At 61.1% G+C, this 25,058-nt stretch carries 20 protein-coding genes; 16 read left to right on the forward strand and 4 right to left on the reverse strand.

Going from position 1 to position 25,058, the window contains the following annotated elements; genetic code table 11:
* Positions 1–248: 248 nt before the first annotated feature.
* The 7 genes from ebgR to G5171_RS13915 all read left to right on the forward strand — a co-directional run bounded on the left by ebgR (position 249) and on the right by G5171_RS13915 (position 9,880).
* On the forward strand, positions 249–1,214 hold the full coding sequence (gene ebgR / locus G5171_RS13885) for a transcriptional regulator EbgR (RefSeq protein WP_421260328.1): 966 nt from the start codon (positions 249–251) through the stop codon (positions 1,212–1,214).
* Positions 1,215–1,535: 321 nt separating this feature from the next.
* Positions 1,536–4,610, forward strand: coding sequence for a beta-galactosidase subunit alpha (gene ebgA, locus G5171_RS13890; RefSeq protein WP_421260329.1), 3,075 nt, complete (start codon positions 1,536–1,538; stop codon positions 4,608–4,610).
* Positions 4,607–5,062: a beta-galactosidase subunit beta gene (locus tag G5171_RS13895; protein WP_421260330.1), complete on the forward strand. Its 456-nt coding sequence runs from the start codon at positions 4,607–4,609 to the stop codon at positions 5,060–5,062. The genes ebgA and G5171_RS13895 overlap by 4 nt, the downstream gene beginning before the upstream one ends.
* A 101-nt stretch (positions 5,063–5,163) precedes the next feature.
* Positions 5,164–6,609, forward strand: a complete 1,446-nt coding sequence (locus G5171_RS13900; protein ID WP_421260331.1) for an amino acid permease — start codon at positions 5,164–5,166, stop codon at positions 6,607–6,609.
* A 76-nt stretch (positions 6,610–6,685) separates the two neighbouring features.
* Entirely contained in the window at positions 6,686–7,024 is a 339-nt protein-coding gene (locus G5171_RS13905) for a tRNA-binding protein (protein WP_421260332.1), read from the forward strand.
* Between the two features lie 166 nt (positions 7,025–7,190).
* The gene (locus G5171_RS13910) at positions 7,191–8,636 is read left to right on the forward strand and encodes an amino acid permease (protein WP_421260333.1); all 1,446 of its coding nucleotides are present in this window, start codon (positions 7,191–7,193) and stop codon (positions 8,634–8,636) included.
* Between the two features lie 293 nt (positions 8,637–8,929).
* Positions 8,930–9,880 carry a bile acid:sodium symporter family protein gene (locus G5171_RS13915; RefSeq protein WP_421260334.1) on the forward strand — a complete coding sequence of 317 codons (951 nt, stop codon included), beginning with the start codon at positions 8,930–8,932 and terminating at the stop codon, positions 9,878–9,880.
* Between the two features lie 79 nt (positions 9,881–9,959).
* Here G5171_RS13915 and ovoA read toward each other — a convergent pair whose 3' ends face one another.
* Positions 9,960–12,110, reverse strand: a complete 2,151-nt coding sequence (gene ovoA / locus G5171_RS13920; RefSeq protein ID WP_421250936.1) for a 5-histidylcysteine sulfoxide synthase — start codon at positions 12,108–12,110, stop codon at positions 9,960–9,962.
* A 363-nt stretch (positions 12,111–12,473) separates the two neighbouring features.
* On the opposite strand from ovoA, the gene G5171_RS13925 reads away from it, so the two are divergent.
* The gene (locus tag G5171_RS13925) at positions 12,474–13,196 is read left to right on the forward strand and encodes a head GIN domain-containing protein (RefSeq protein WP_216979864.1); all 723 of its coding nucleotides are present in this window, start codon (positions 12,474–12,476) and stop codon (positions 13,194–13,196) included.
* A gap of 50 nt (positions 13,197–13,246) precedes the next feature.
* On the opposite strand, the gene fghA is transcribed toward G5171_RS13925, so the two are convergent.
* Both fghA and G5171_RS13935 read right to left on the reverse strand, forming a co-directional pair.
* Positions 13,247–14,083 carry an S-formylglutathione hydrolase gene (gene fghA, locus G5171_RS13930; RefSeq protein ID WP_421260335.1) on the reverse strand — a complete coding sequence of 279 codons (837 nt, stop codon included), beginning with the start codon at positions 14,081–14,083 and terminating at the stop codon, positions 13,247–13,249.
* A gap of 48 nt (positions 14,084–14,131) precedes the next feature.
* On the reverse strand, positions 14,132–15,259 hold the full coding sequence (locus G5171_RS13935; protein ID WP_120416233.1) for an S-(hydroxymethyl)glutathione dehydrogenase/class III alcohol dehydrogenase: 1,128 nt from the start codon (positions 15,257–15,259) through the stop codon (positions 14,132–14,134).
* 120 nt (positions 15,260–15,379) lie between these two features.
* On the opposite strand from G5171_RS13935, the gene G5171_RS13940 reads away from it, so the two are divergent.
* Positions 15,380–16,285: a LysR substrate-binding domain-containing protein gene (locus G5171_RS13940; RefSeq protein WP_043851532.1), complete on the forward strand. Its 906-nt coding sequence runs from the start codon at positions 15,380–15,382 to the stop codon at positions 16,283–16,285.
* 112 nt (positions 16,286–16,397) lie between these two features.
* Here the strand turns inward: G5171_RS13940 and G5171_RS13945 are convergent, their stop codons facing one another.
* Positions 16,398–17,261, reverse strand: coding sequence for a YicC/YloC family endoribonuclease (locus G5171_RS13945; RefSeq protein ID WP_005342032.1), 864 nt, complete (start codon positions 17,259–17,261; stop codon positions 16,398–16,400).
* Between the two features lie 147 nt (positions 17,262–17,408).
* On the opposite strand from G5171_RS13945, the gene rph reads away from it, so the two are divergent.
* The 7 genes from rph (at position 17,409) to ccoG (ending at position 25,035) form a co-directional block, all read left to right on the forward strand.
* Positions 17,409–18,125, forward strand: coding sequence for a ribonuclease PH (gene rph / locus G5171_RS13950; protein WP_005339589.1), 717 nt, complete (start codon positions 17,409–17,411; stop codon positions 18,123–18,125).
* A 75-nt stretch (positions 18,126–18,200) separates the two neighbouring features.
* Positions 18,201–18,854, forward strand: a complete 654-nt coding sequence (gene pyrE, locus G5171_RS13955; protein ID WP_010676102.1) for an orotate phosphoribosyltransferase — start codon at positions 18,201–18,203, stop codon at positions 18,852–18,854.
* Positions 18,855–19,032: 178 nt separating this feature from the next.
* A complete protein-coding gene (locus G5171_RS13960; protein ID WP_421260336.1) occupies positions 19,033–21,462 on the forward strand; it encodes a heavy metal translocating P-type ATPase in 2,430 nt (809 codons plus the stop codon).
* Positions 21,463–21,852 carry a Cu(I)-responsive transcriptional regulator gene (gene cueR, locus G5171_RS13965; protein WP_005356117.1) on the forward strand — a complete coding sequence of 130 codons (390 nt, stop codon included), beginning with the start codon at positions 21,463–21,465 and terminating at the stop codon, positions 21,850–21,852.
* 127 nt (positions 21,853–21,979) lie between these two features.
* A complete protein-coding gene (locus G5171_RS13970; RefSeq protein WP_005339596.1) occupies positions 21,980–23,134 on the forward strand; it encodes a GGDEF domain-containing protein in 1,155 nt (384 codons plus the stop codon).
* A gap of 30 nt (positions 23,135–23,164) precedes the next feature.
* Positions 23,165–23,428 carry a YihD family protein gene (locus G5171_RS13975; RefSeq protein WP_005339598.1) on the forward strand — a complete coding sequence of 88 codons (264 nt, stop codon included), beginning with the start codon at positions 23,165–23,167 and terminating at the stop codon, positions 23,426–23,428.
* 155 nt (positions 23,429–23,583) lie between these two features.
* Positions 23,584–25,035, forward strand: a complete 1,452-nt coding sequence (gene ccoG, locus G5171_RS13980; RefSeq protein ID WP_421250933.1) for a cytochrome c oxidase accessory protein CcoG — start codon at positions 23,584–23,586, stop codon at positions 25,033–25,035.
* The last annotated feature ends 23 nt before the right edge of the window (positions 25,036–25,058 follow it).

Below are 25,058 nucleotides of genomic sequence, written 5' to 3' on the forward strand. Positions count from 1 at the left end.
TCCCATGCCGAACTCAGAAGTGAAACGCGGTAGCGCCGATGGTAGTGTGGCATTCGCCATGCGAGAGTAGGACACTGTCAGGCACCTATTTAGAAGAGGCCTCCCATTCGGGAGGCCTTTTTGCATTTCTGCGTTCCAAAAATCTGTCATGCCGCCGGCATTTTAGTAAAAGTGCTGGGCTATCAAGGGATTGCCCGTTACTCTTTAGCCGTTGCCGATTAACACGTGATGCTGCCAGCGAGGTATTGATGGCTACGTTGAAGGAAATTGCACAGGAGGCGGGGGTTTCGCTCGCCACGGTATCCCGGGTACTGAACGAGGATCCCAGCCTGAGCGTCAAGGAAGAGACCAAGCAGCGGATCTTCGAGATTGCTGAACGGCTGGAGTACAAGACCAGCAGCGCCCGTAAGGGGGTACACAAGAGCAAACTGCACTTTCTGGTGGTCTATGCCTATCCCCAGAGTACCGAGGTCAACGACCCTTACTATCTCGCCATCCGTTATGGTATCGAGACCCAGAGTGCCCGCCTCAATATCGAGCTGACTCATCTCTACAACTGTGGTGAAGGGCGTGAATTGAGCGCCGTGGATGGCATTCTGGTGGTCGGCACCCTCACGTCCGAGCGTCTGGCCCAACTCAGGGCTTGTTCCAGCCAGCTGGTGTTTGTCGACTGCCGTTCACAGGGAGAGTTCGACTCGGTCGATGTGGATCTTGCCCTGATCAGCCAGCAAGTGGTTGATTACTTTATCGCGCAGGGGCATCAGCGCATCGGTTATATCGGTGGCCAGGATGAGAATCCGGATCTGCGTGAATTGGCCTTCCGCGATTATGGCCAGCGGCTGGGGGTGGTGCAGGAGAGCGATCTCTATCGTGGGGACTTCTCTAGTGCCTCCGGCTACCAGTTGGCGAAGGAGATGCTGGCGGGTGACTGGCCCAAGGCGCTGTTCGTTGCCTCCGACTCCATCGCCATTGGTGTGCTGCGTGCCATTCATGAGAAGGGATTGGCGATTCCCCAGCAGATCGAGCTTATCAGCGTCAACGATATTCCGACCGCCAAGTTCACCTTCCCGCCACTCTCAACAGTGCGGATCCACTCCGAGTTGATGGGCACCCAGGGGGTCAATTTGCTGGTTGAGCGGCTGCGAGACGAGCGGAATATTCCACTCCGGGTGCTGGTACCGAGCAAGTTGACCCTGCGCGGCACCACTCGCTGATTTTAGTAAAATACTCTGCTTTTTAGTCGCACCATCTTGCGGTGGTGCGACACCTCTCCCAAGCAAACCTCTTTCCCATATCATCCAGCTATTTCATATCATATTGTTTTATAGTTGATTTTATTGCAATTCAGCCAGCTATTATCAACATCCATGCCACTCCTCCATATCTTGCCTTCCTTTATCTCCCGCTTCTGATCTCGCTCACAAAACCATCTGTTCATTGTGATCAGGTTAAAAATTTACCAATTCAAAGCTGATATTTAGTAAATGTTTGTCTAGAGTTTACCCAGTCAAAGTTGCCTTGTTCCGGGAGGACATGTGAATAACTGGGAAAACGTCCAATTCGTTGGTGAAAACAGGCTGGCTCCGCGCGCCTACTTCTTCTCTTATGCCGACCACTGGCTGGCGGCCACCATGCAGCGCGAGCTGAGCCGCCGTTTTCTGAGCCTTGGCGGCCAGTGGCAGTTCCACTACTTCGACCACCCCCTGCAGGTACCGGAGGCCTTCTATCACAGCACCATGAACGAATGGGGCCAGATCACCGTGCCCAATATGTGGCAGATGGAAGGACATGGCCAGCTGCAGTACACCGACGAAGGTTTTCCCTTCCCCATCGACGTGCCCTTCGTGCCGACCAACAACCCCACCGGCGCCTATCAGCGCAGCTTCACGCTGAGCCCGGCTTGGGACGGCGAGCAGGTAATCATCAAGTTTGACGGGGTGGAGACCTACTTCGAGGTCTATGTGAACGGCCACTATGTCGGCTTCAGCAAGGGGAGCCGCCTCACCGCCGAGTTCGATATCAGTGCCTACGCCAACATTGGCGAGAACCTGCTGTCGGTACGGGTGATGCAGTGGGCTGACTCCACCTATATCGAAGATCAGGACATGTGGTGGATGGCGGGGATCTTCCGCGACGTCTATCTGGTGGGCAAACCGGCCGCCCATGTGCAGGACTTCTTTATCCGCACCGCGCTGGCTGATGACAACCAGAGCGCTACCCTGAGCTGCGATATCCAGCTCGAGAACCTGGGGGCGGCCGCCCGTGAGCACCGTCTGGTCTGGTCGCTGCTGGATCAGGGCAACGAGATCGCCAGCGGCTCGCTCGACCATCTCGCCATCGATGGCAAGTGTGATTGCCGCTTCACGCTGGATCTGGCCAACCCCCATCTGTGGAGCGCTGAAGACCCGTACCTCTATCAGCTGCAACTCTCCCTCTACAACAGTCAGGGTGAGCTGCTGGAAGTGATCCCGCAGCGGGTCGGGGTGCGTGAAATCAAGGTCAAGGATGGCCTCTTCTACGTCAACGGCCACTACCTCAAGCTGCACGGGGTGAACCGCCACGACAACGACCACCTCAAGAGCCGCGCGGTCGGCATGGATCGGGTGGAGCGCGATATCGTGCTGATGAAGCAGCACAACCTCAACTCGGTGCGCACCGCCCACTACCCTAACGATCCTCGCTTCTACGAGCTGTGCGACCAGTACGGCCTGTTCGTGATGGCGGAGACCGACGTGGAGACCCACGGTTTTGCCAACGTCGGCGCTCTCAGCCGCATCACCGACGATCCCTTCTGGGAGCCGGTGTTCGTGGATCGCATCGAGCGCCATGTTCACGCCCAGAAGAACCACCCCTCCATCATCATCTGGTCGCTCGGCAACGAGTCCGGCTACGGCTGCAACATCAGAGCCATGTACCAGCGCTGCAAGGCGATCGACCCGACCCGGCTGGTGCACTACGAAGAGGATCGCGATGCCGAGGTGGTGGACGTGGTGAGTACCATGTATTCCCGCATCTCCCAGATGAACTGCTTTGGCGAGTTCCCGATGGCGAAGCCGCGCATCCTCTGCGAATACGCCCACGCCATGGGTAATGGCCCGGGTGGCCTTAGCGAGTACCAGCAGGTGTTCGACCGCCATCCCCACATTCAGGGTCACTACATCTGGGAGTGGTGCGATCACGGCATTCTGGATCAGGACGAGCAGGGGCGCCCTGTTTACAAGTACGGCGGCGACTATGGCGACTACCCCAACAACTACAACTTCTGCATGGATGGCCTCATCTATCCGGATCAGACCCCGGGGCCGGGCCTGCGCGAATACAAGCAGGTGATCTGCCCGGTCAAGGTGCGCGCGCTGGATCTGGAGAGCGGCAAGCTGGCGGTGGAAAACCGCTACTGGTTCTCCAATCTTGACGATATCCGCCTGCTGGTCGAAGTGAAGGCCGAGGGCGAGCTGCTGGCGAGCCAGCAAATCCGGCTGGAAGGGGTTTCCCCCGGAGCCACTACCGATCTGCAACTCGAACTGCCATCCCTCGATGGGCGGGAAACCTTCGTCCAGCTGCGGGTCATCAAGGCCACCGCCACCCGCTACAGCGCGGCGGAGCACGAGCTGGGCCAGTACCAGTTCCAACTGAAGGCATCGACTCGCCAGCTGCAGCCCTTTGCCAATCCCAACGCTACTGCGCTGCAGATTGCCGACGAGCGCCTCGCGTTGACCTTGAGCGGCAGCGGCTTCGCCCTGCGTTTTTCACGCCTCGACGGCAAGCTGGTGAGCTGGCAGCAGGATGGTATCGAGCTGATTGAGCGCTCGCCGCGCCTCACCTTCTTCAAGCCGATGATCGACAACCACAAGCAGGAGTACGAGAGCCTGTGGCACCCGAACCACCTGCAGATCATGCAGGAACACTTCCGCACCTTAAGCTGGCGTCAGCTGGGTGAGGCGGTCGAGGTGACGGTGGAGAGCCTGATCGCACCGCCGGTGTTCGACTTCGGCATGCGCTGCCGCTACGTCTACACCCTGAGCCCGAACGGTCAGCTGCACGTGGCCCTGTCCGGCCAGCCCTACGGCGGCTATGACGACATCATACCCAAGATCGGCTTCGAGCTGGGCATTCGTCAGGATCTCGACCGGGTGCACTACTACGGCATGGGGCCGGGCGAAAACTATCAGGACAGCCGCCAGAGCAACTGGATCGACAGCTTCCAGAGCACAGTCAGCGAGATGTGGGAGCACTACCCCTTCCCGCAGGACAACGGCAACCGCCAGCAGGTGCGCTGGGCGACCCTGACCAACCGTCACGGCGCCGGTCTCTACGTGCGACCCGATGCCCCCATCAACCTGAGCGTCTGGCCCTACAGCTGGGAGCATATCCACGCGGCGCAGCACATCAACGAGCTGGAGCCCTGCGGTTATCTCACCCTCAATCTGGATCACAAGGTGCTGGGGCTGGGCTCCAACTCCTGGGGCTCCGAGGTGCTGGACTCCTGGCGGGTGCGCTTCGAGCCATTCAGCTTCGGCCTGACCCTGCTGCCCATCGCCCGTGGCAACCTCAATCCGGCTGCGCTGGCCGGGCTCGATCTCACCATCAACGGCGGGAGGAACCTCGCATGATCACCCTGGACAACCTGACCCTGTTCAAAAACATCTACCGGGAGGGCAAGAAGTGGGGCCGCTGCGTGGAGGCCATCAACAACCTGCCGAACCTCAAGCCCGGTATCTGCCACTCCATCGGTGACTCCCTCACCTACCGCTTGCAGGAGGGGGCCAGCCCGGCCACCTCCCTGTTTGAGGGGCAGCGCCGCTACTTCGACGTTCATTACTACCTGGAAGGGGATGAGACGGTGGAGTGGGCAGCCAAGAGCGAGCTGGCGGTCGAGCAGGCTTATGACGATACCACCGACCGCGAGTGGCTGGCCGGTGAGGTGCGTGAGCGCCAGCAGGTCGGCAATGGGCAGGTGGTGATCTTCGAGAACGACGAGGCCTACCGCTTTGTCGGCGATGCGCCGGTGCGCAAGGTGATCATCAAGGTCACCGTCGAAGGCGGCTACTTCAAGAACAAATAACAAGCCGCCGGTTCTGCACTGACAAAGCCGGAAGGGCGGGGTTCACCCTACAACCCATACCCCGCCCTTTCGCGAGATAACTACAGGTCTGGAGATGCACCATGTCTGATTCCAAACGCAATACGATAGGCAAGTTTGGTTTGCTGTCGCTCACCTTCGCGGCGGTATTCAGCTTCAACAACGTCATCAACAACAACATCGAGATCGGTCTGGCCTCGGCCCCGATGTTCTTTCTGGCCACCATTTTTTACTTCATTCCGTTTTGCCTGATCATTGCGGAGTTCGTGTCACTGAATAAGAACTCCGAAGCGGGCGTCTATGCCTGGGTGAAGAGCTCCCTCGGCGGTCGCTGGGCCTTCATCTCCGCCTACACCTACTGGTTCGTGAACCTCTTCTTCTTCACCTCGCTGCTGCCGCGGGTCATCGCCTACGCCTCCTATGCCTTCCTCGGCTACGAGTACATTCTCACCCCGGTGGCGACCACGGCATTGAGCATGGTGCTGTTTGCCTTTGCCACCTATGTCTCCACCAACGGCGCCAAGATGCTCGGCCCCATCACCTCGGTGACCTCGTCCCTGATGCTGCTGCTGACCCTCTCCTACATTCTGCTGGCGGGTGCGGCACTGGTGGGAGGCGTGCAACCGGCTGACCCCATCACGGTAGAGGCCATGGTCCCCGACTTCAGCTGGGCCTTCCTCGGCATCACTACCTGGATCTTTATGGCAGCCGGTGGTGCCGAGTCGGTGGCGGTATACGTCAATGACGTGAAAGGGGGCTCCAAATCCTTCGTCAAGGTGATCATCATCGCCGGGATCTTTATCGGCGTGCTCTACTCCATCGCATCGCTCTTGATCAACGTCTTCGTCCACAGCGACACCCTGAAATACACCGGCGGCTCGGTGCAGGTGTTCGAGGGGCTGGCGGCTTACTTCGGCCTGCCGGAGATCCTGATGAATCGCTTCGTGGGTCTGGTCTCCTTCACCGCCATGTTCGGCTCCCTGCTGATGTGGACGGCGACCCCGGTGAAGATCTTCTTCTCCGAGATCCCGGTCGGCATCTTCGGCAAGAAGACGGTCGAGCTGAACGAGAATGGCGTGCCCGCCCAGGCAGCCTGGATCCAGTACCTCATCGTGCTGCCGCTGATGGTGATCCCGACCCTGGGCTCCAACACAGCGCAGGATCTGATGAACACCGTCATCAACATGACCGCTGCCGCCTCCATGCTGCCGCCGCTGTTCATCATGCTGTCCTACCTCAATCTGCGCCTGAAGCTCGACCACCTGCCGCGGGATTTCAAGATGGGTTCGCGCACCACCGGCATCGCCGTGGTCTCGGTGCTGATCGCCATCTTCTCGGTGGGCTTCCTCGCCTCCACCTTCCCGACCGGTGCCGACATCATGACCATCATCTTCTACAACGTCGGCGGGATCGTGATCTTCCTCGGCTTCGCCTGGTGGAAATACAACAGATACGAGGCCTCCCTCAGCGCCGAAGCACGTGCCAAAGAGGCCCAGCCGACAGCGCAGGTTGCCATGCAGACGCCATAAGCACGGCATTGAATACCAATCAAACCGGGTGGCCGTTGGCCACCCGCAAACCGTTGAACCAGAAAAGGAAAAGAGCATGAGCGAGACGATCGAGTTTGCCGAATTCAAACGGGTCGAGATGAAGGTGGGCAAGGTGCTGGAGGTGGTGCGCCACCCCGGGGCCGACAAACTCTACATCGTCCAGATCGACGTGGGTGGCGAGCGGCCGCTGCAGACCGTCACCAGTCTGGTGCCTTACTACAGCGCAGAGGAGCTGATGGGCAGCGAGGTGGTGGTACTGACCAACCTCAAGCCCACCAAAATGCGCGGCGAGCGATCCGAGTGCATGTTGCTCTGCGCCGAGACCCCGGACGAGAGCCAGAGCGTGCTGTTGCAACCGCGGGTGCCGATGGCGCCGGGCACTCCGATCGTCTGAATGGTATTGCGAGCTGGTGCGGGAGACGGTACCGGTTCAGCAACGAGGCCGCCCACGCGGCCCGATCATAACAAGAGAGTAAAGCGCGGGGCCGACAGACCCTTGCCGAACACATCACAGAGTCACAGCGCTCCCCGCAGGGAACGCGAGTCCACTGGAGGACACCATGTCTGAATCCGTACGCGGCACCATAGGCAAGTTTGCCCTGTTGTCGATGACCTTTGCCGCCGTGTTCAACGTGCGCAACATCGTCAACAACAACATCGAGCTGGGGCTCAGCTCCGCCCCCATCTTCCTGCTGGCGACCATCGTCTACTTCATCCCGTTTGTTTTCATCATCGCCGAGTTCGTCTCGGCCAATAAAAACTCCGAGTCGGGGATGTACGACTGGCTTAAAAAACCGCTCGGCACCCGGATGGCCTATCTGGGTTCGTTTCTCTACTGGTTCGTGAACCTGTTCTGGTTCGTCTCCCTGCTGCCCAACGTCATCGCCTACGCCTCCTACGCCATGCTGGGCTATGAGTACAGCTTCTCACCCATGGTCACCTCGATCATCTCCATCGTGCTGTTTGCGGCGGCGACCCATATCTCCACCAAGGGGGCGAGCTGGCTTGGCAAGATTGCCGAAATAGTGGCCTACGGGGTGTTTGCCCTGTTTGCCATCTATGTGCTGGGCGCCCTGATGGCTCTTGGCGGCGATCACGTGCCGGCCCAGCCCATCACGCTGGAGGCGATGACTCCCACCGTCAACTGGGCGACCCTCGGCATCATGTGCTGGATCTTCCAGGCGGCGGGCGGTGCCGAGACGGCGGCGGCCTACCTCAATGACGTGAAGGGCGGCCAGAAGTCCTTCATCAAGGTGATCATCAGTGCCGGCATCGTCATCGGTGCCATGTATGCGGTCGGTTCCCTGCTGGTGAACGTGTTCGTGCCGCGCGAGAGCCTCACCTATGCCGGCGGCATGGTGGAGATCTTCACCGGCATGGCGCAGTATTTCGGGCTTTCCGAGGCGCTGGTGGGCCGCTTCGTCGGCGTGGTGCTGTTTATCGCCATGTTCGGCTCCATGATGATGTGGACCTCGGCGCCGGTGAAGATCCACTTCTCCGAGATCCCGCAGGGGGTTTACGGCGAGAAGACCACCCAGCTCAACGAGCACGGCGTGCCGGTGCGCGCCGCCTGGTGGCAGTTTGTCTTCGTGTTCGCGATGCTGGTGGTCAACGGCTTCGGTTCCGAGTCGGTGCAGCAGATGATGAACACCGCCATCAACCTCACCGCCGGCACCGCCATGTTGCCGCCGATCTTCATCATGGTGGCCTACTTCGTGTTCCGCTGGAAACATGACGACACTCCCCGCGACTTCCGCATGGGGTCGCGCACCTTCGGGATGGGCGTGGTATCGGTGCTGATCGCCATCTTCGTGGTGAGCATGAGCGCCTCCGCCTTCCCGGCCGGGGTGGATCTGGTGCGCGCCTTCTTCATCAACGTCTTTATGACTGCAGTCTTCTCGGCGCTGGCCTACTGGTGGATCTCCCGCTTCGAGAAGCGGCAGTCCCGCAAGCTCGCCGGCAATGACAAGAAGATCGGCAACTGCAAGCTGGCCAGCCAGCGCTGATCGGCAGAACGAAAAAGCGAGACGGGCGGCCTTGGTCGCCCGTTTTTTTATCCATTTCGCGCCGGTTTGGCGCTATCTGGCCGCGGGTCAGCAACTTCCGCTGTTCGACAAAGCAAAGGCGTTAAGCATTGATGAACAATTAACCGCTGCACAACGTTGCGCCTCTCCGTTATCGGGGTAAGCTGGAGGTTCGTTTTAGCGGGAGGTGCCAGACATCTCCCGCTCTGTTTCTTGTCCTCCCCAATCCTGACTGTCGCTATGGCTGCAGGATGCCCTTCTGATGGAGACCTTTCGTGCGTCTGGATCCCTTTACTGTTGTGCTGATTACGGTGGTCACTCTGGCCTCCCTATTTCCCTGCGAGGGGCAGGTGGCTGTCTGGTTCGGTCTGCTGACCAAGCTGGCGGTGGCGCTCCTGTTCTTCATGCATGGCGCCAAGCTGTCGCGCCAGAACCTGCTGGCAGGCCTCGGCCACTGGCGGCTCCATCTGGTGGTGATGCTCAGCACCTTCGTGCTCTTTCCGCTGCTGGGGCTGTTGCTCACGCCGCTGGTACCGAGCTGGCTGAGCCCGGCCATCTACCTCGGTTTCCTCTATCTCTGCGCCCTGCCTGCCACCGTGCAGTCGGCTATCGCCTTTACCTCGATGGCGGGGGGCAATGTGTCGGCGGCGGTGTGCAGCGCCTCGGCCTCCAGTATCCTCGGCATCTTCCTCTCGCCGGTGCTGGTGGGGATGATGATCCACGTACAGGGGGAGGGGATCGACACCTGGCACTCCATTCAGTCCATCATGATGCAGCTGATGCTGCCGTTTGTGGTGGGCCACCTGTCGCGCCCGCTGATCGGCCGCTGGGTCGACAGCCACCGTCCGCTCATCGGCAAGCTGGATCAGAGCTCCATCCTGCTGGTGGTCTACGTCGCCTTCAGCGAGGCGGTGGTGCAGGGGATTTGGCATCAAGTAGGCTGGTACGATCTGGCCAGTATCGTGTTGCTGAGCTGCATCTTGCTGGCGCTGGTGCTCTGCTGGAACGTCTGGATCAGCCGTCGTCTCGGGTTCGACAAGGCGGACGAGATCACCATCGTCTTCTGCGGCTCGAAAAAGAGTCTGGCCAACGGGGTGCCGATGGCCAACGTCATGTTCCCCGCCGCCAGCGTCGGGGTGATGGTGTTGCCGCTGATGATCTTCCACCAGATCCAGCTGATGGTGTGCGCCGTACTGGCGCGCCGCTATCACGAGCAGGGAGAGTGATACTCGCGCCGTTTTGACTGCCATAACAAGAGGGAGGCCCGTTGGCCTCCCTCTTCTCATCTGCATGTCGACCGGCGTGCTAGCGTTTGCGCCAGACGGTCAGCTGCGCCACCGTGTGCTGGTATTTGCGGGCGGTCTCGCGGATGACGAAGGGCACATCCCGCGGCGGGCAGTGCTCCTCGAACTCCGCCGCCAGCAGCCGTTGCAGCGCCTGATAGGTGGTGAGCGCCTCGCCGTTTTCACGAATGCCGCCGAGCCAGTTGGCGGGCGGGGTATATTCCGCCAGCCATGTATAGGGGCTGGTGAGCACCAGCAGGCCACCGCTGCGCAGCCGGGGAGCGATATCCCGCAGGAAGCGGGCGGGCTCCCGCAGCCGGTCGATCAGGTTGGAGGCGAGCACCAGATCGTAGTGGTCATATTTGGGCTTGAGGTTGCAGGCATCCCCCTGACTGAAGTGGATGCGCTCAGCCTGACTCGCCCCCAGCCCGTGGCTCGACAGGCGTGCCTCGCAATACTCCACCAGTTCACCCTCCAGCGGAATGGCGTAGCGGAAGCTGTCCTGGCTGGCGAGGGCCAGCGCCACGTCGATGAAGCGGGCTGAGTAGTCCACCCCGTCCACATGCTGGAAGTGGCGAGCCAGTTCGAAGCTGGCACGACCGGTGGCGCAGCCGATATCCAGCGCCCGCTGGTGGTTGCTGCACAGCTCGCCAGCAAGATCAGCAAGCGTCTTGGCGTAGTTGGCTACCCCGAAGTGGCTCGGGCCGTACTGGAAGTCGAGGTACTGAGCGACCAGCGTGTCGGTTTCATAGGGATTCACGATAACGGGTTCCTGATAACGGGAGACCAGATAGCGGAAACCCGCATGCTGGAAGAAGTGACGCCGGAAGGCGTAACGGGATGATTTGAGCGCTTCGTTACCCGTGCTGATCCAGCTGCCCCCCTTGATCAGGGTGTGCTTGCCATCAAAGGTGGGGGTGGAGAAGTCGTCGTAGAGCGGGTGGATTTTAAAGCCGTCGAAGCCGTCGATGGCGGTGCTGGTCCACTGCCAGACATTGCCCACCAGATCGAAGAACTCCCCTTGCGGGCAGGCATCCACCGGGCAGGAGGAGGCGAAACGGGCCAGATTGATATTGCCGGGGGCTTCCGTCCAGTCCGGCTGATCGCCGGGTAGCTGTTCGCGCAGCAGCTGCCACTCCGCCTCGCTCGGCAGCTGGATTGGCAGACCGGTGCGAGCTGCCTGCCAGCGACAGAAAGCGGCCGCCTCCAGCTGATTCACCTCGACTGGCCAGTCCCAGGGCATGGCGACCTGCTCGGTCATCAGCCGCAGCTGCAATTGTTCGGGCTCGGCGGGGTCACCCACCCAGAAGGTGGGCATCTGCGCCTTGGCGTACTGGCACCAGCTCCACCCCTCTTCATCCCACCACTGTTGCTGGCCGTAGCCCCCCGCCTGGACGAAGGCGAGGTACTCGGCATTGCTCACCAGCATGCGGCTGGCCTGAAACGGGGCCAGCTCGATATGGCGCTCGCCATATTCGTTGTCCCAGCCGTAGGTGGCGTCCTGCTTGCCAAGGCGCACCTTGCCGCCGGCCACCGGCAGCAGACTGTTGGCGGGTACCTGATCAATGCGGTGGCGGACTTCGGTACAGGCGGGCCAATAAGGCTGCGGCCGCACCCAGGCGAGTGGCAACTGGCGGAGCAGCACGCTGGAGGTCTCGAGGTGGATACGCTCGTGCTCTATCCCCATCAGGATGACCCAGGCCGGGCTCTGCCAGTCGATGGGCAGGGTGAGCGGCATCTGGCGAATAAAATCGCACACCAGCGAACGGACTTTGGCCCGATAGCTGCGTAGCTCGCTGACTTTGGGCCAGTCGTAGTGGGTCTCGTCCAGATCATCCCAGCTCATCTCGTCCACCCCGATGGCGACCATGGCCTCGATGCGGGCATCCAGCCGCTGATCGATCAGGCGTGCCGCCAGCAGCTTGTTGATAAAGAAGGCGGCGGTGTGGCCGTAGTAGAAGATGAGCGGATGGCGCAGGGGGATCGCCTTGTTGAACCAGGCCCTCTCATCGGCCAGACAGTCGAACAGCGAGTCGTAGAGATCGAAGGTCTGGCAGAAGTAGGCGAGCAGCTCGCGCCGTTTCTGCTCGGGATCGCTGCCGGTCAGCAGCGGGGTGCGAGTCGGTTCCGGCAGACCGGTGGCGGTGGCATAGAGAGGGCTTGCTTGGGTCACGCTCTGGCTCCTTGTTGGCAGTGAAGACTGACAAGACAGTGGTAATGACATTACCGCAATGGAGAGCTTGGTACGCACGAAGTACCACTATTGGCTCAACAGACCGGCAGGGCAATCAAAAACTTCCACGGGCTGTCAGCATAGTGACCGGCAGGACGACCCGCCAATCAGCCAAAATCATATCCGTTCGAGAATGGTTATTTTCACCAAAATATGGTCTAAATGGCTCTCTAAATTATTCTGTCTGTTCTGGTTTAAATAGTTATTTCCTTTTGAATCATAATGTTAATTTTTGGCTCGCGCTTTGCAAAGCATGAAAACCAATTGGCCCTGGATGGCCAACACATAAGGAGGAGAGTAGTGATGAAATGGATGATGGTTGTCATGTTGATGGCTGGGCTCAGTGGTTGTCACTGGCTGGATCGGACCAGAGTGACCGGAACGGGGGCTGTGGTCGAGCGCCAGCAGGCGCTCGGTGACGGGGTGACCCGGGTGCTGGCGGGGGTGCCTGCCACCCTCCATCTGGTCGCGGGGGAGCCGCGCGGCATCCTGATCAAGGGGCAGGAGAACCTGCTGCCCTATCTGGTGCTGACCGAGAGCGGCGACAAGCTGGAGATCGAGGTGAAGGAGGGTTACCGGCTCGATCCTACCGAGCCGCTGGAGCTGACCATCACCTTGCCGGTGTTGAACGAACTGGCATTGGCCGGGACCGGTAACGGCGATCTGAGCGGCTTCAAGGGCGATGAGCTGGTGCTGTCGGTGGCCGGTACCGGTGACATCGTCGCCAGTCAGCTGGAGCTGAAACGGCTGGAAGGGAATATCGCTGGCACCGGCAGTCTGGAGCTGGGCAGCGGTTCGGCACAGGCCATCGAGCTGAACATTGCCGGATCTGGCGACGTGCTCGGGAGCGAGATGCGCGGCAACGAGGTAGAGGTCAATATCGCCGGCAGCGGTGATGTGGCGGTGCGGGCGCAGGAGACGCTGAAAGTCGGCATCGCCGGTTCAGGCAACATCGCCTACTGGGGCGATCCCGAGGTGGAGCAGCAGATCGCAGGCTCCGGCGGAGTGACCCGAGCGGGCAGTTGATATCAACCGATCACCACAACTAAAACAGGCCCGCAACGGGCCTGTTTTGATCAGAGGTGGCGGGCGTGAAAGCGCAGGTGCGCCTCGATAAAGCTCGCCACGAAGTAGTAGCTGTGGTCATAGCCCTCGTGGCGGTTGAGCTCCAGTGGCCACTCCTTGCTGGCGGCTACCTCGGCCAGCGCATCGATATGCAGCTGCTCGGCGAGGAAGGGATCATCCAGCCCCACATCTACTAGGGTGGGCAGCGGCGTGACCGGCTGGTGGCGCAGCAGCTGGCAGGCATCCCACTCCTGCCACAACAGCGGATTGCTGCCGAGATACGCCCCGAGCGCCTTCTGGCCCCAGGGGCAGCGGCTCGGGTGGCAGAGCGGGCTGAACGCCGACACCGAGCGGTAGCGACCCGGCTCCCGCAACGCGGCGATCAGCGCTCCGTGACCGCCCATGGAGTGGCCACTGATGGCGCGTCGGGTCGAGACCGGGAAGTGGGTCTCTATCAAGTCAGGCAGCTCGCGGGTGACGTAGTCATACATCTGGTAGTGCGCCTGCCAGGGGCTCTGGCTGGCGTTGACGTAGAAGCCCGCGCCCATGCCGAGGTCATAACCGGGATCGTCCGCCACCCCGTCGCCGCGGGGGCTGGTGTCCGGCGCCACCAGGGCGATGCCGAGCTCGGCGGCGATGCGTTGGGCACCCGCCTTCTGCATGAAGTTCTCATCGGTGCAGGTGAGGCCGCTGAGCCAGTAGAGCACCGGCACCTTCTGGCCGGTGAGGGCCTGAGGCGGCAGATAGATGGCAAAATTCATCTCGCAGCCGAGCACGCTGGCGCGGTGACGATAGCGCTTGTGCCAGCCGCCGAAGCTCTTGTTGCTGCTGATAATCTCCAGATTCATCGAAGGACTCCTGCACCCCGCCCGCAGTGGCGGGCGGGGTGATCATGCTCAGTAGTGGATGACGGTGCGGATGCTCTTGCCTTGGTGCATCAGATCGAATGCCTCGTTGATCTGCTCAAGCGGCATGGTGTGGGTGATGAAGTCATCGAGGCGGAACTCGCCCTGCATGTAGCGCTGCACATAGCTCGGCAGTTCGCTGCGACCGCGTACCCCGCCGAAGGCGCTGCCGCGCCAGACCCGACCGGTCACCAGCTGGAACGGACGGGTGCTGATCTCCTGACCCGCTCCGGCGACGCCGATGATGACCGACTCGCCCCAGCCCTTGTGGCAGCACTCCAGCGCTGCGCGCATCACCTTGACGTTGCCGATGCACTCGAAGGAGAAGTCGACGCCGCCATCGGTCAGTTCGACGATCACCTCCTGAATCGGTTTGTCGTAGTCGTTCGGGTTGATGCAGTCGGTGGCACCCAGCTTGCGGGCCAGTTCGAACTTGCTCTCGTTGATGTCGATGGCGATGATGCGACCGGCCTTGGCCAGACGAGCCCCGATCACCGCCGAGAGGCCGATGCCCCCCAGCCCGAAGATGGCGACGCTCTCACCCTCTTTCACCTTGGCGGTGTTCATCACGGCGCCGATGCCGGTGGTGACGCCACAACCGAGCAGACAGACCTCTTCCAGCGGGGCGGCCGGGTCCACCTTGGCGATGGAGATCTCCGGCAGTACCGTGTATTCGCTGAAGGTGGAGGTGCCCATGTAGTGATAGATGGGCTGGCCATCTTTCGAGAAGCGGGTGGTGCCGTCCGGCATCAGCCCCTTGCCCTGGGTGGCGCGGATCTTCTGGCAGAGGTTGGTCTTGCCGGATTTGCAGAATTTGCACTCGCCGCACTCGGGGGTGTAGAGCGGGATCACGTGATCGCCGACTTTGACGCTGGTGACCCCTTCGCCGACCGATTCGACGATGCCGCCCCCCTCGTGGCCGAGAATGCAGGGGAAGACCCCTTCCGGATCTTCACCTGAGAGAGTGAAGGCATCGGTGTGGCAGACACCGGTGGCGACGATGCGCACCCGCACCTCGCCCGCTTGCGGCGGCATGACCTCGACCTCTTCGATGGAGAGGGGCTGACCCGGGCCCCAGGCGATGGCGGCTTTACACTTGATGCTTTGAACCTGTGCCATGAATGACATCCTTCTTGTTGAGCAGGGTGAACAGAGATGAGTTCGGACAGTCAGTGTAGTTTCCCGCCGATTTGGTGATAATGAGGGCAAATCTCAAATCACTTTTACACACAGGTAATAATGTTCGGCTGGGAAGGGATCTGTGAATTTGTCAGCGTGGCGGAGCAGGGGGGCTTTACCCCGGCGGCGCGCAAGCTGGGAGTGTCGGTGGCGCAGGTCAGCCGTCAGGTGGCACAGCTGGAAGATCGGCTGCAGGCCAAGCTGCTGCTGCGTACCACCCGTCAGGTGCGGCTCACCGAACTTGGCGAGATTTACTATCGCCACTGTCGTCAGCTGCTGGACAACCTCTACGAGGCGGAGCTGGCGGTGGGGCGCCATCAGGCGGTACCGCAAGGGTCGCTGCGCATCACGGCACCCGTCTCCTACGGCGAGAGCCGCATCGCCCCGCTGGTGAACGACTTCATGGTGCGTTTCCCCCAGCTGGAGGTGACCCTCAACCTCACCAACCAGCTGCTGGACCTGGTGCACGAAGGCTACGATCTGGCGCTGCGGCTTGGCCACCTCAAGGATTCGACGCTGGTGGCACGCAAGCTGGCGCAGCGGGTGCCCTATGTCTGCGCCTCACCGGCCTACACCGCTCGCCACGGCATGCCCAACAGCCTCTCCGAGCTGACCCGCCACACCTGTCTGGTGGGCAACAGCGACGAGTGGCACTTCACTCTGGATGGCCGCCCCCACAGCGTGCGGGTGCGCGGCCTGCTGCAGTGCAACAGCGGCCACGCCCTGCTGGATGCGGCGCTCAAGGGAATCGGCATCATCCAGCTGCCGGACTACTACGTGAGCGACCATCTGGCCCGAGGCGAATTGATCGAGCTGCTGCCCGAACTGCGGGCCCCGGCGGAGGGGATCTGGGCCCTCTATCCCCATAACCGCCACCTCTCCCCCAAGGTGCGGATGCTGGTGGACTACCTCGCCGAGCGGCTGAGCGACCCGCACCAACCGGCACTGGTGATGCCTATAGGCTAGGGCGTCTCTCGCTCGTTGGCTCACTGGTGGAAATCTCATGGCCAGAAAATAAAAGAGCCCTTGAGGAATCAAGGGCTCTTTTGCAGGCAACAACCGGATAGTCAGCGACCCATCATTCGATGTTCTGGATCTGCTCGCGCATCTGCTCGATCAGGACTTTCAGCTCGACGGCGGACTGGGTCACTTCGGCGTTGATGGACTTGGAGCCAAGCGTGTTCGACTCGCGGTTGAACTCCTGCATCATAAAGTCGAGACGACGGCCGCAGGCGCCACCCTTTTTCATGATCTTGTTGGTTTCGCTGATGTGCATCTCCAGACGATCCAGCTCTTCGGCCACGTCGATCTTCTGGGCCAGCAGCACGATCTCCTGCTCGATGCGGGCCGGATCCAGCTCAACCTTGGCTTCGGCCAGACGGTCGGTGAGCTTCTGGCGCTGCCACTCGATGATCTGCGGCAGGTGGACGCGCACCTTCTTCACTTCCACCTGAATACCGGCCAGACGCTGCTCGATCAGCGCCTTGAGGTTGGCCCCTTCGCTGGCGCGGGAGGCGAGGAAATCTTCCATGGTCTGGTCAAAACCGCCGAGCAGCTCGGTGGCGACCGCGTCCATGTCCTGCTCGGCGGCAGCCATGACGCCCGGCCAACGCAGTACGTCGACCGGATTGAGTTGGCCCTGACCCGCCTCTTTCATTACCCAGCTGGCGCTGTCGATGATGAGCTTGGCCAGCTCTTCATTGATGTGCAGCTGGCTGGCTGCGGCCTGAGCAGCCTCGAAACGCAGGTTGCACTCCACCTTGCCGCGCTGCAGTTTGGCGCGGAAACGCTCACGCAGTACCGGTTCCAGGCTGCGCAGTTGCTCCGGCAGGCGAATGTAGGTTTCCAGATAGCGCTGGTTGACCGAACGAATTTCCCAAACGGCTGTGCCCCAGTCGCCCTTGAATTCCTTGCGGGCGTAGGCGGTCATGCTGTGAATCATTGATTGTTCCGGGCTTGATGAAGTGTGCGGCCAGTATACTCAGCCCGGCCCTGCTCGTCAGCCGATGCCGTGGTTTTAGCGGCTGATATTTGGGGCGGGATCACTTATAATCCCCCGCCAATTTGAGCCAGCCCAGAGGTCCGTTCCATGTCACGTCCAAGCGATCGCAGTGCCGCGCAACTTCGCCCGGTTACCATTACCCGCAATTTCACCAAACATGCAGAAGGCTCAGTGCTGGTGGAGTTCGGTAACACTCGCGTGCTCTGCACCGCCAGCGTCGACACCAGCGTGCCTCGCTTCCTGAAAGGGAAGAACCAGGGCTGGGTGACTGCAGAATACGGCATGCTGCCGCGCTCCACCCACTCCCGGATGAACCGCGAAGCGGCCTCCGGCAAGCAGAGTGGCCGCACTCTGGAGATCTCCCGGCTGATCGCCCGCTCCCTGCGCGCAGCGGTAGACCTGACTGCGCTGGGCGAGCACTCCATCACAGTTGACTGTGACGTGCTGCAAGCCGATGGCGGCACCCGCACCGCCTCCATTACCGGTGCCTGCGTGGCGCTGGTGGATGCGCTGAACTGGATGGTCGAGAAGGGCATGATCAAGCAGAGCCCGCTCAAGCAGATGATCGCCGCCGTCTCCGTCGGCATGTATCAGGGAGAAGCCATCTGCGATCTGGAGTACATCGAAGACTCCGCCGCCGAGACCGACATGAACGTGGTGATGACCGAAGATGGTCGCATCATCGAAGTGCAGGGCACTGCGGAGGCCGAGCCCTTCACCCATGAAGAGCTGCTGGAGATGCTGGCGCTCGCCAAGGGCGGCATCGCCGACATCATTGCGCTGCAGAAGCAGTCGCTCTCCTGATTTTAAAAACGCGGCATTGACCGCGTTTTTTTATACCCCCACACAAGACAACGACAAGCCAAGCAAGGAGCCAGAATGAAAGCCTACCAGCGTCAATTTATCGAATTCGCCCTGGAGAAACAGGTCCTCAAATTCGGTGAATTTACCCTGAAATCCGGTCGTAAAAGCCCCTACTTCTTCAACGCCGGTCTGTTCAACAGCGGCCGCGATCTGGCCCGTCTCGGCCGCTTCTATGCCGCCGCCCTGATGGATGCCGGTATCGAGTTCGATGTGCTGTTTGGCCCGGCCTACAAGGGGATCCCCATCGCCTCCGCCACCGCCGTGCAGCTGGTGGAGCAGCACGATGTGGACGTGCCCTGGTGCTTCAACCGCAAGGAGGCCAAGGATCACGGCGAGGGCGGCAATCTGGTGGGCAGCCCGCTCAAAGGTCGCATCATGCTGGTGGACGATGTCATCACCGCCGGTACCGCCATCCGCGAATCCATGGATCTGATCCAGGCCAACGGCGCCTCGCTGGCGGGCGTGCTGATCGCGCTGGACCGTCAGGAGAAGGGCAAGGGCGAACTCTCCGCCATTCAGGAAGTGGAGCGTGACTACGGCGCCCACATCATCGCCATCATCCAGATGAGCGACTTGATCCAGTATCTGGAAGAGAAGCAGGCCGAACAGCCGGAGCTGGCAGCGCAACTGGCGGCCATGAAGGCTTACCGCGCTCAGTACGGTATCTGAGTTCAGCTCACACCGCGCAATAGCTGAATGCGGCGCCCGTTTGCTCTCTGGCAGCAAACGGGCGCCGTTTTTTCATCTGCAAAAAGTGGATCATGTGGCTTGAGCTTGCCCTTACAGTAAAGGTTAGGGTTTGCCAGTCGGCGTTTTGTGGTGCCGACGGGTTCCGGGGAGGAACAACATGACCACTCATCTTCAATCACCCATTCATCTGCAGTTGCCGCTCAGCGGCATGAGCTGCGCCAACTGCGCAGGCCGCATCGCGACCAGCCTCAACAAACTCGACGGGGTATCGGCCACCGTCAATTTCGCGCTGGAGCAGGCGGCCATCGAGTTGGCCAGCCCCGACCGCCTGCCTGTGGTGCTCGACAGTATCAAGAGTCAGGGTTACGACTACGGCAGCGAGACCCTTTTGTTTCAAATTACCGGCATGACATGTGCCGGTTGTTCGGCCCGCCTGAACAAGATGCTGGCGGCGCTGCCCGGCGTTATCTCGGCCGAGGTCAACTTCTCCATCGAACAGGCCCGGGTCGTGCTGGTCCCCGGGATGCAGACCCCGGCCGCTTTGCGCGAGCAGATCGAAGCGCTCGGCTTTGGTGCTCAGCTGGCACAAGGCTCGGCCAGTGGCCGCCGCCAGCAGTTGCTGGAGCGGGAAGCGCAGGAGGCCGCCACAGCCCGTCAGGCTCAAACTCGGGTCATCGTCTCGGCTTTGCTGACGTTGCCGCTGCTGGTGGGGATGCTGGCCATGGCCGGACTGTTCCCCTGGCATCTACCCGCCTGGCTGGAGCTGCTGCTCGCCACCCCGGTGCAGTTCTGGATCGGCGCCCGCTTCTATCGCGGTGCCTGGCTCGCCATCAAGAACCGCGCAGCCAATATGGATGTGCTGGTAGCAACCGGCACCAGCGCCGCTTACTTCTACAGCCTCTATCTGTTGTTGACGCTGGGGATGGCTGCTAGCGGCAAGCTCTATTTCGAGGCGAGCGCCATCATCATTACCCTGATCTCCCTCGGCAAGTTGCTGGAGGCACGGGCCAGACGCAGCACCCAGTCCGCCATTCGCGAACTGATGGCGCTGCGGCCGGAAACCGCCACCGTCTGGCGTGGCGAGAGCTGGCAAAGCGTCGCCATCGACGAGGTGCTGCGCGGCGATCGGCTGCGGGTGCTGGTGGGCGAGCGGGTGCCGGTGGATGGCAAAATCGTTAGCGGCGCCAGCGAACTGGACGAATCGATCCTCACCGGCGAGAGTCTGCCGGTGCCGCGCAGTGCGGGCGACAAGGTGCTGGGCGGAGCCATCAACCGCTCCGGCGTGCTGGAGATCGAAGCCACGACCGTGGGGGAGGATTCCAGCCTCAGCAAGATCATCGCGCTGGTGGAGAGTGCCCAGATGGGCAAGGCACCGCTGCAGCAGCTGGTGGACAAGGTCTCCGCCGTGTTTGTGCCGGTGGTGATGGCCATTGCCCTGTTCACCCTGCTGGTGTGGTACGCCATCAGCAACGACTTCGGTCAGGCGCTGCTGGCAGCGGTGGCGGTGCTGGTGATCGCCTGCCCCTGTGCGCTGGGGCTGGCGACCCCGGCGGCCATTGTCACCGGCACTGGCGTCGCGGCGCGCCACGGCATCCTGATCAAGGATGTGGATACCTTGCAGAAGGCCCACGCCATCAAGGCGCTGATCTTCGACAAGACCGGCACGCTCACTCAAGGCAAGCCTGTACTGGCGAGCTGGAGTGGCACTGCCGATCAGTTGCGTCTCGCCGCCGCCCTGCAGCAGGCGAGCGAACACCCGCTGGCGCTGGCGATGCGCGAGGCGGTCGGCAGCGGGGTGGCACTGCCTCAGCCCGACGCGGTCGAGGTGCGGGTCGGTGCCGGCATAGTCGGTCAGGTGGCGGGCCACAGTGTCGCCATCGGCAATGGTTCCCTGCTAGCCCAGCTCGGCATTGAACCGCCGCAACAGGATGAACAAGCCGCCGATGGGGCGACCCGGGTTTGGGTTGCCATCGACGGTGCTGTGGTTGGTATCGCTGCTTTGGCCGATACCCTGCGCCCCGAGAGCCCGGAAGCCATCGCCACCCTGCGCCAGCGCGGCATCGCCAGCTGGCTGGTGAGCGGCGATGCACCGGCGCCGGTGGCCCATATCGCCGCCAAGCTGGGGCTGGACGGGGCCTTTGACTCCGTGCTGCCAGCGGGCAAGGTGGAGAAAGTGGAGGCGCTGCGGGCGCAAACCCGCGGGATGGTGGCCATGGTGGGGGACGGGGTGAACGACGCCCCGGCGCTGGCGGCGGCGGATGTCGGTATCGCCATGGGCTCCGGCTCCGACGTGGCGATGGAGACCGCTTCCATCACCCTGATGCGCTCTGATCCGCGGCTGGTGGCCGATGCCATCGACATCTCGGCGGCGACCTGGCGCACCATACAGCAGAATCTGTTCTGGGCCTTCGTGTTCAACATCATTGGCATTCCGCTGGCGGCGCTAGGCTACCTGAGCCCCGAGCTGGCGGGGGCGGCCATGGCCCTGAGCAGCATCACCGTTTTGAGCAATTCCCTGTTATTGAAACGCTGGCAGCCCAGGGCGGCGCACGGGCCAGCATCCAACCCGATCAGTAAGGAGGCATAAATGAACATCAGCAAGGTTGCCAAGGCCACTGGGCTGACCGCCAAGACCATCCGTTATTACGAGAGCATTGGCCTCATCACAGCCCCGGTACGCAGTGACAACGGTTATCGCAGTTACACCGAGGGGGCGCTGCGCGAGCTGCGTTTCGTCAAGCGGGCGCGGGAGACCGGCTTCAATCTGGAAGAGTGTCAGGAGCTGCTGGCACTCTATCGGGACGAACACAGAACCAGCGCCCAGGTGAAGAAGCTGGCGCAGGAGAAGATCGTCGATCTGCGCGCCCGCATTGCCGGTTTGCAGGCCATGCTTACCTCCCTGGAAGGGTTGGTTTGCTGCTGCCACGGGGATGAAAATCCCGAGTGTCCGATCCTCGATGAATTGGAGAAGGGGTGAGCAAGGACTCACCTGCCAGCGCAGAAGAAATCGTTATTGATTGATTAACTTCTTAATAAGCGGCGCTTTATTGTTGCGGGTCAGGGGGTAATGGTAGACTGCTCGGCTCTTGTACAGGAGTACTCAGTTGACCCAGAGTGTGACACGTCAGGTTAAGCAGGCCATCATGGCCCAGCTCTATACCCATGCATCGTTCAGTCTCCCCTGTTTGGGCGTGTTGGCATTTGGCTGGAGTCTGCTGTTTCACGACTATCTACCCGCCATCGAAGCACTCGGTTGGCTGGCAGGCACTTTCCTGTGGCTACTGGGTCGGGGCTGGCACCTGCGCTGGCGCCGAGCCCGCCTGCACCAGACGCCGTTGCCGGTGCTGGAGCGGGAGCTCTTTATCGGAGCCACCATCACCTCCATCATCTGGGCCCTCGGGGTGCTGCTCTACATGGACAAGCTGCCCGATACCTACCGGGCCGCCATGATGATGCTCTCCAGTCTCATTCTTACCGGCAGCGCCATCATGCTGTTTGGCAGCCGCCGCACCCTCTATGGTTCCGCCCTGCCGCTGGGCATGGCGATGCTGTTCGAGCTGGGCAATGGCAACGAGCAGGAGCGGATTGTCTCCTGCATGCTGGCGGGCTATCTGTTTGTCTTTCTGCCGACCCTGTTGCGCCGGATGCGGCGGGATCAGATCGCCTCGCTCCACCACCGTTTCTCCAACGCCGAGCTGGTGGCCGAACTGAAGGCGGTCTCCGAGCATTTGCGTCTCACCTCCCGCCTCGACGGCCTGACCGGCATCGCCAACCGCGCCCATCTCGACGACTCTCTGGAGCGGGCCTGGCGGCGCTGCCATCGCGCCCGGGCGCCGTTGTCGCTGGTGCTGGTGGATGTGGATTACTTCAAGCAGTTCAACGATCTCTACGGCCATCAGCTGGGGGATGACTGTTTGCAACAGGTGGCTGGTTTGCTGGCCGAGGTGGAGCGGCGCGAGGACGATCTGGCGGCCCGGTACGGGGGCGAAGAGTTCGCCTTGCTGCTGCCCTGCACCGGCATGCAGGGGGCACTGCAGGTGGCCGACAATGTGCGGCAGGCGCTCAAGGAGCTGGCCATCCCGCACCAGAAGTCACTGGTCTCCGGTCGGGTCACATGTAGTTTTGGTGTTGCGACACTGATACCGGACAACAGCATGAAAATCGCCGATTTGATCCAAAAAGCGGATGCGGCCCTGTATCAGGCCAAGCATAATGGGCGGGATCGAATCGAAGTAGCCTTGATGGGTAAGGTTGCCTGAATTTAACGTGACAGATTAAAGAGGTTGTCTATGCAATGTCATCGTATCGAAGAGCTGCTGGAGTTGTTGCAGCCTGCCTGGATCAAGGAACAGGATCTCAGCCTGGTGCAGTTTGTTGCCAAACTGGCCCAAGAAGCGGGATTTGAAGGGCCTCTGTCCGAGCTGACCGACGACATGCTGATCTATCACCTCAAGATGCGGGAATCCGACAAGCAGGCGATGATCCCCGGTCTGGCCAAGGATCATGTGCCCGATTTCAAAGAGGCACTGCTCAAGGCTCGCGGAATCAAGTGAATCTTTAGCGGAAGCGCATCACCTCGTGGTGATGCGCTTTTTTGTTGCCGAAAATTGCGATCCAACCCCAATATTAGATACATCTAATCCACACAATTAGCATGCTGTTTAAGATATAATCCGCTCCATAACAAATAAGGGAGCGATGTCTTGCAATGGCCGACCACGATAAAATCGATATCAAGGACGTCACCAACAAGGGCGTAACCGGGACCTTCAACCCCAATACGTTCAAAGCCAGCGACGACAGATTCAACCCGGGCAACCGCATCTATGTGCGGGCCCAGAAAGGGTATTGGCAGCGGATGCGCAAGGCCATGGGCTGGTTCTTTGTGGCGCTGTTCGTGCTGCTGCCCTGGCTGCGTTACGACGGGCGACAGGCGGTGCTGTTCGACCTCGGTCACCAGCAGTTCCATATCTTTGGCGCCACCATCTGGCCGCAGGATCTGACCCTGCTCGCCTGGCTCTTCATGATCGCCGCCTTCGGACTCTTCTTTATTACCACCTTCCTCGGTCGGGTCTGGTGTGGCTATCTCTGCCCGCAGACGGTCTGGACCTTCATGTTCATCTGGTTTGAAGAGAAGCTGGAAGGGCCCGCCAACAAGCGGCGCAAGCTGGACGAGGCGCCCTGGAGCGGCGAGAAGCTGGCTCGCAAGGGGGCCAAGCATCTGGCCTGGCTGGCGATCTCGCTGGTGACCGGCCTGACCTTCGTTGCCTACTTCCAGGATGTAACTGAACTGGTGCCGGACCTCTTCACCCTGCAGGCCAGCGGATGGGTGTTGTTCTGGGTGATCTTCTTCACCATCATTACCTACGGCAACGCGGGCTGGATGCGTGCCATCATGTGTATCCACATGTGCCCCTATGCCCGCTTCCAGTCCGCCATGTTCGACAAGGACACCTTCATCGTCGGTTATGACACCAAGCGTGGCGAGACCCGTGGCGCCCGTTCCCGCAAGGCGGATCCCAAGGCGATGGGGCTGGGTGACTGTATCGACTGCGATCTCTGCGTGCAGGTCTGCCCGACCGGTATCGATATCCGCGACGGCCTGCAGTACGAGTGCATCAACTGCGGTGCCTGCGTCGATGCCTGCGACCAGACCATGGAGCGGATGGGCTACCCGAAAGGGCTCATCAGTTACACCACAGAGCACAAGCTGGCCAACGACTCCACCCATGTGGCGCGGCCCAAGTTGATCGGTTACGGGCTGGTGATGGCGGTGATGCTGGGGGTATTTGTCTACAACGCCATGTCCATCATGCCGATGGGGCTCGATATCCTGCGGGATCGCAACCAGCTGTTCCGCGAAAACAGCGAGGGGCTTATCGAGAACACCTACACCCTCAAGATCCTCAACAAGACCCTGCAGTCCCAGACCTACCAACTGGATGTGGAGGGCTTGCCCGAGTATCAGTGGTTCGGCCCCCGTGAAGTGACCCTGAAGGCGGGCGAGATCTATACCCTGCCGGTCAGTCTGGCGGTCGACCCCTACAACCTGAAACGACCAACGCTGGATATCCAGTTCGTGCTGAAGCGGGAGGGAGCTGCCCCTGATGACAGCAAGGGCAACCTGCGCCAGGGCAGCAAGTTTATCAGCCGGCTGTAACTGCATGTGGTGGTGTGCCGGAT

The sequence above is a fragment of the Aeromonas sp. 600774 genome (assembly GCF_049175075.1).
In the GTDB taxonomy this organism is placed as follows: Bacteria; Pseudomonadota; Gammaproteobacteria; order Enterobacterales; family Aeromonadaceae; genus Aeromonas; species Aeromonas veronii_A.

Coding starts and splice junctions, on each gene's coding strand:
- G5171_RS13905 (WP_421260332.1), top strand. CDS start 6,686: ATGAGCGAGACGATCGAGTTTGCCGAATTCAAACGGGTCGAGATGAAG.
- G5171_RS13935 (WP_120416233.1), bottom strand. CDS start 15,259: ATGGCACAGGTTCAAAGCATCAAGTGTAAAGCCGCCATCGCCTGGGGC.
- G5171_RS13960 (WP_421260336.1), top strand. CDS start 19,033: ATGACCACTCATCTTCAATCACCCATTCATCTGCAGTTGCCGCTCAGC.
- G5171_RS13925 (WP_216979864.1), top strand. CDS start 12,474: ATGAAATGGATGATGGTTGTCATGTTGATGGCTGGGCTCAGTGGTTGT.
- ccoG (WP_421250933.1), top strand. CDS start 23,584: ATGGCCGACCACGATAAAATCGATATCAAGGACGTCACCAACAAGGGC.
- G5171_RS13945 (WP_005342032.1), bottom strand. CDS start 17,261: ATGATTCACAGCATGACCGCCTACGCCCGCAAGGAATTCAAGGGCGAC.
- G5171_RS13940 (WP_043851532.1), top strand. CDS start 15,380: ATGTTCGGCTGGGAAGGGATCTGTGAATTTGTCAGCGTGGCGGAGCAG.
- G5171_RS13895 (WP_421260330.1), top strand. CDS start 4,607: ATGATCACCCTGGACAACCTGACCCTGTTCAAAAACATCTACCGGGAG.
- rph (WP_005339589.1), top strand. CDS start 17,409: ATGTCACGTCCAAGCGATCGCAGTGCCGCGCAACTTCGCCCGGTTACC.
- cueR (WP_005356117.1), top strand. CDS start 21,463: ATGAACATCAGCAAGGTTGCCAAGGCCACTGGGCTGACCGCCAAGACC.
- pyrE (WP_010676102.1), top strand. CDS start 18,201: ATGAAAGCCTACCAGCGTCAATTTATCGAATTCGCCCTGGAGAAACAG.
- fghA (WP_421260335.1), bottom strand. CDS start 14,083: ATGAATCTGGAGATTATCAGCAGCAACAAGAGCTTCGGCGGCTGGCAC.
- G5171_RS13975 (WP_005339598.1), top strand. CDS start 23,165: ATGCAATGTCATCGTATCGAAGAGCTGCTGGAGTTGTTGCAGCCTGCC.
- G5171_RS13910 (WP_421260333.1), top strand. CDS start 7,191: ATGTCTGAATCCGTACGCGGCACCATAGGCAAGTTTGCCCTGTTGTCG.
- ebgR (WP_421260328.1), top strand. CDS start 249: ATGGCTACGTTGAAGGAAATTGCACAGGAGGCGGGGGTTTCGCTCGCC.
- G5171_RS13900 (WP_421260331.1), top strand. CDS start 5,164: ATGTCTGATTCCAAACGCAATACGATAGGCAAGTTTGGTTTGCTGTCG.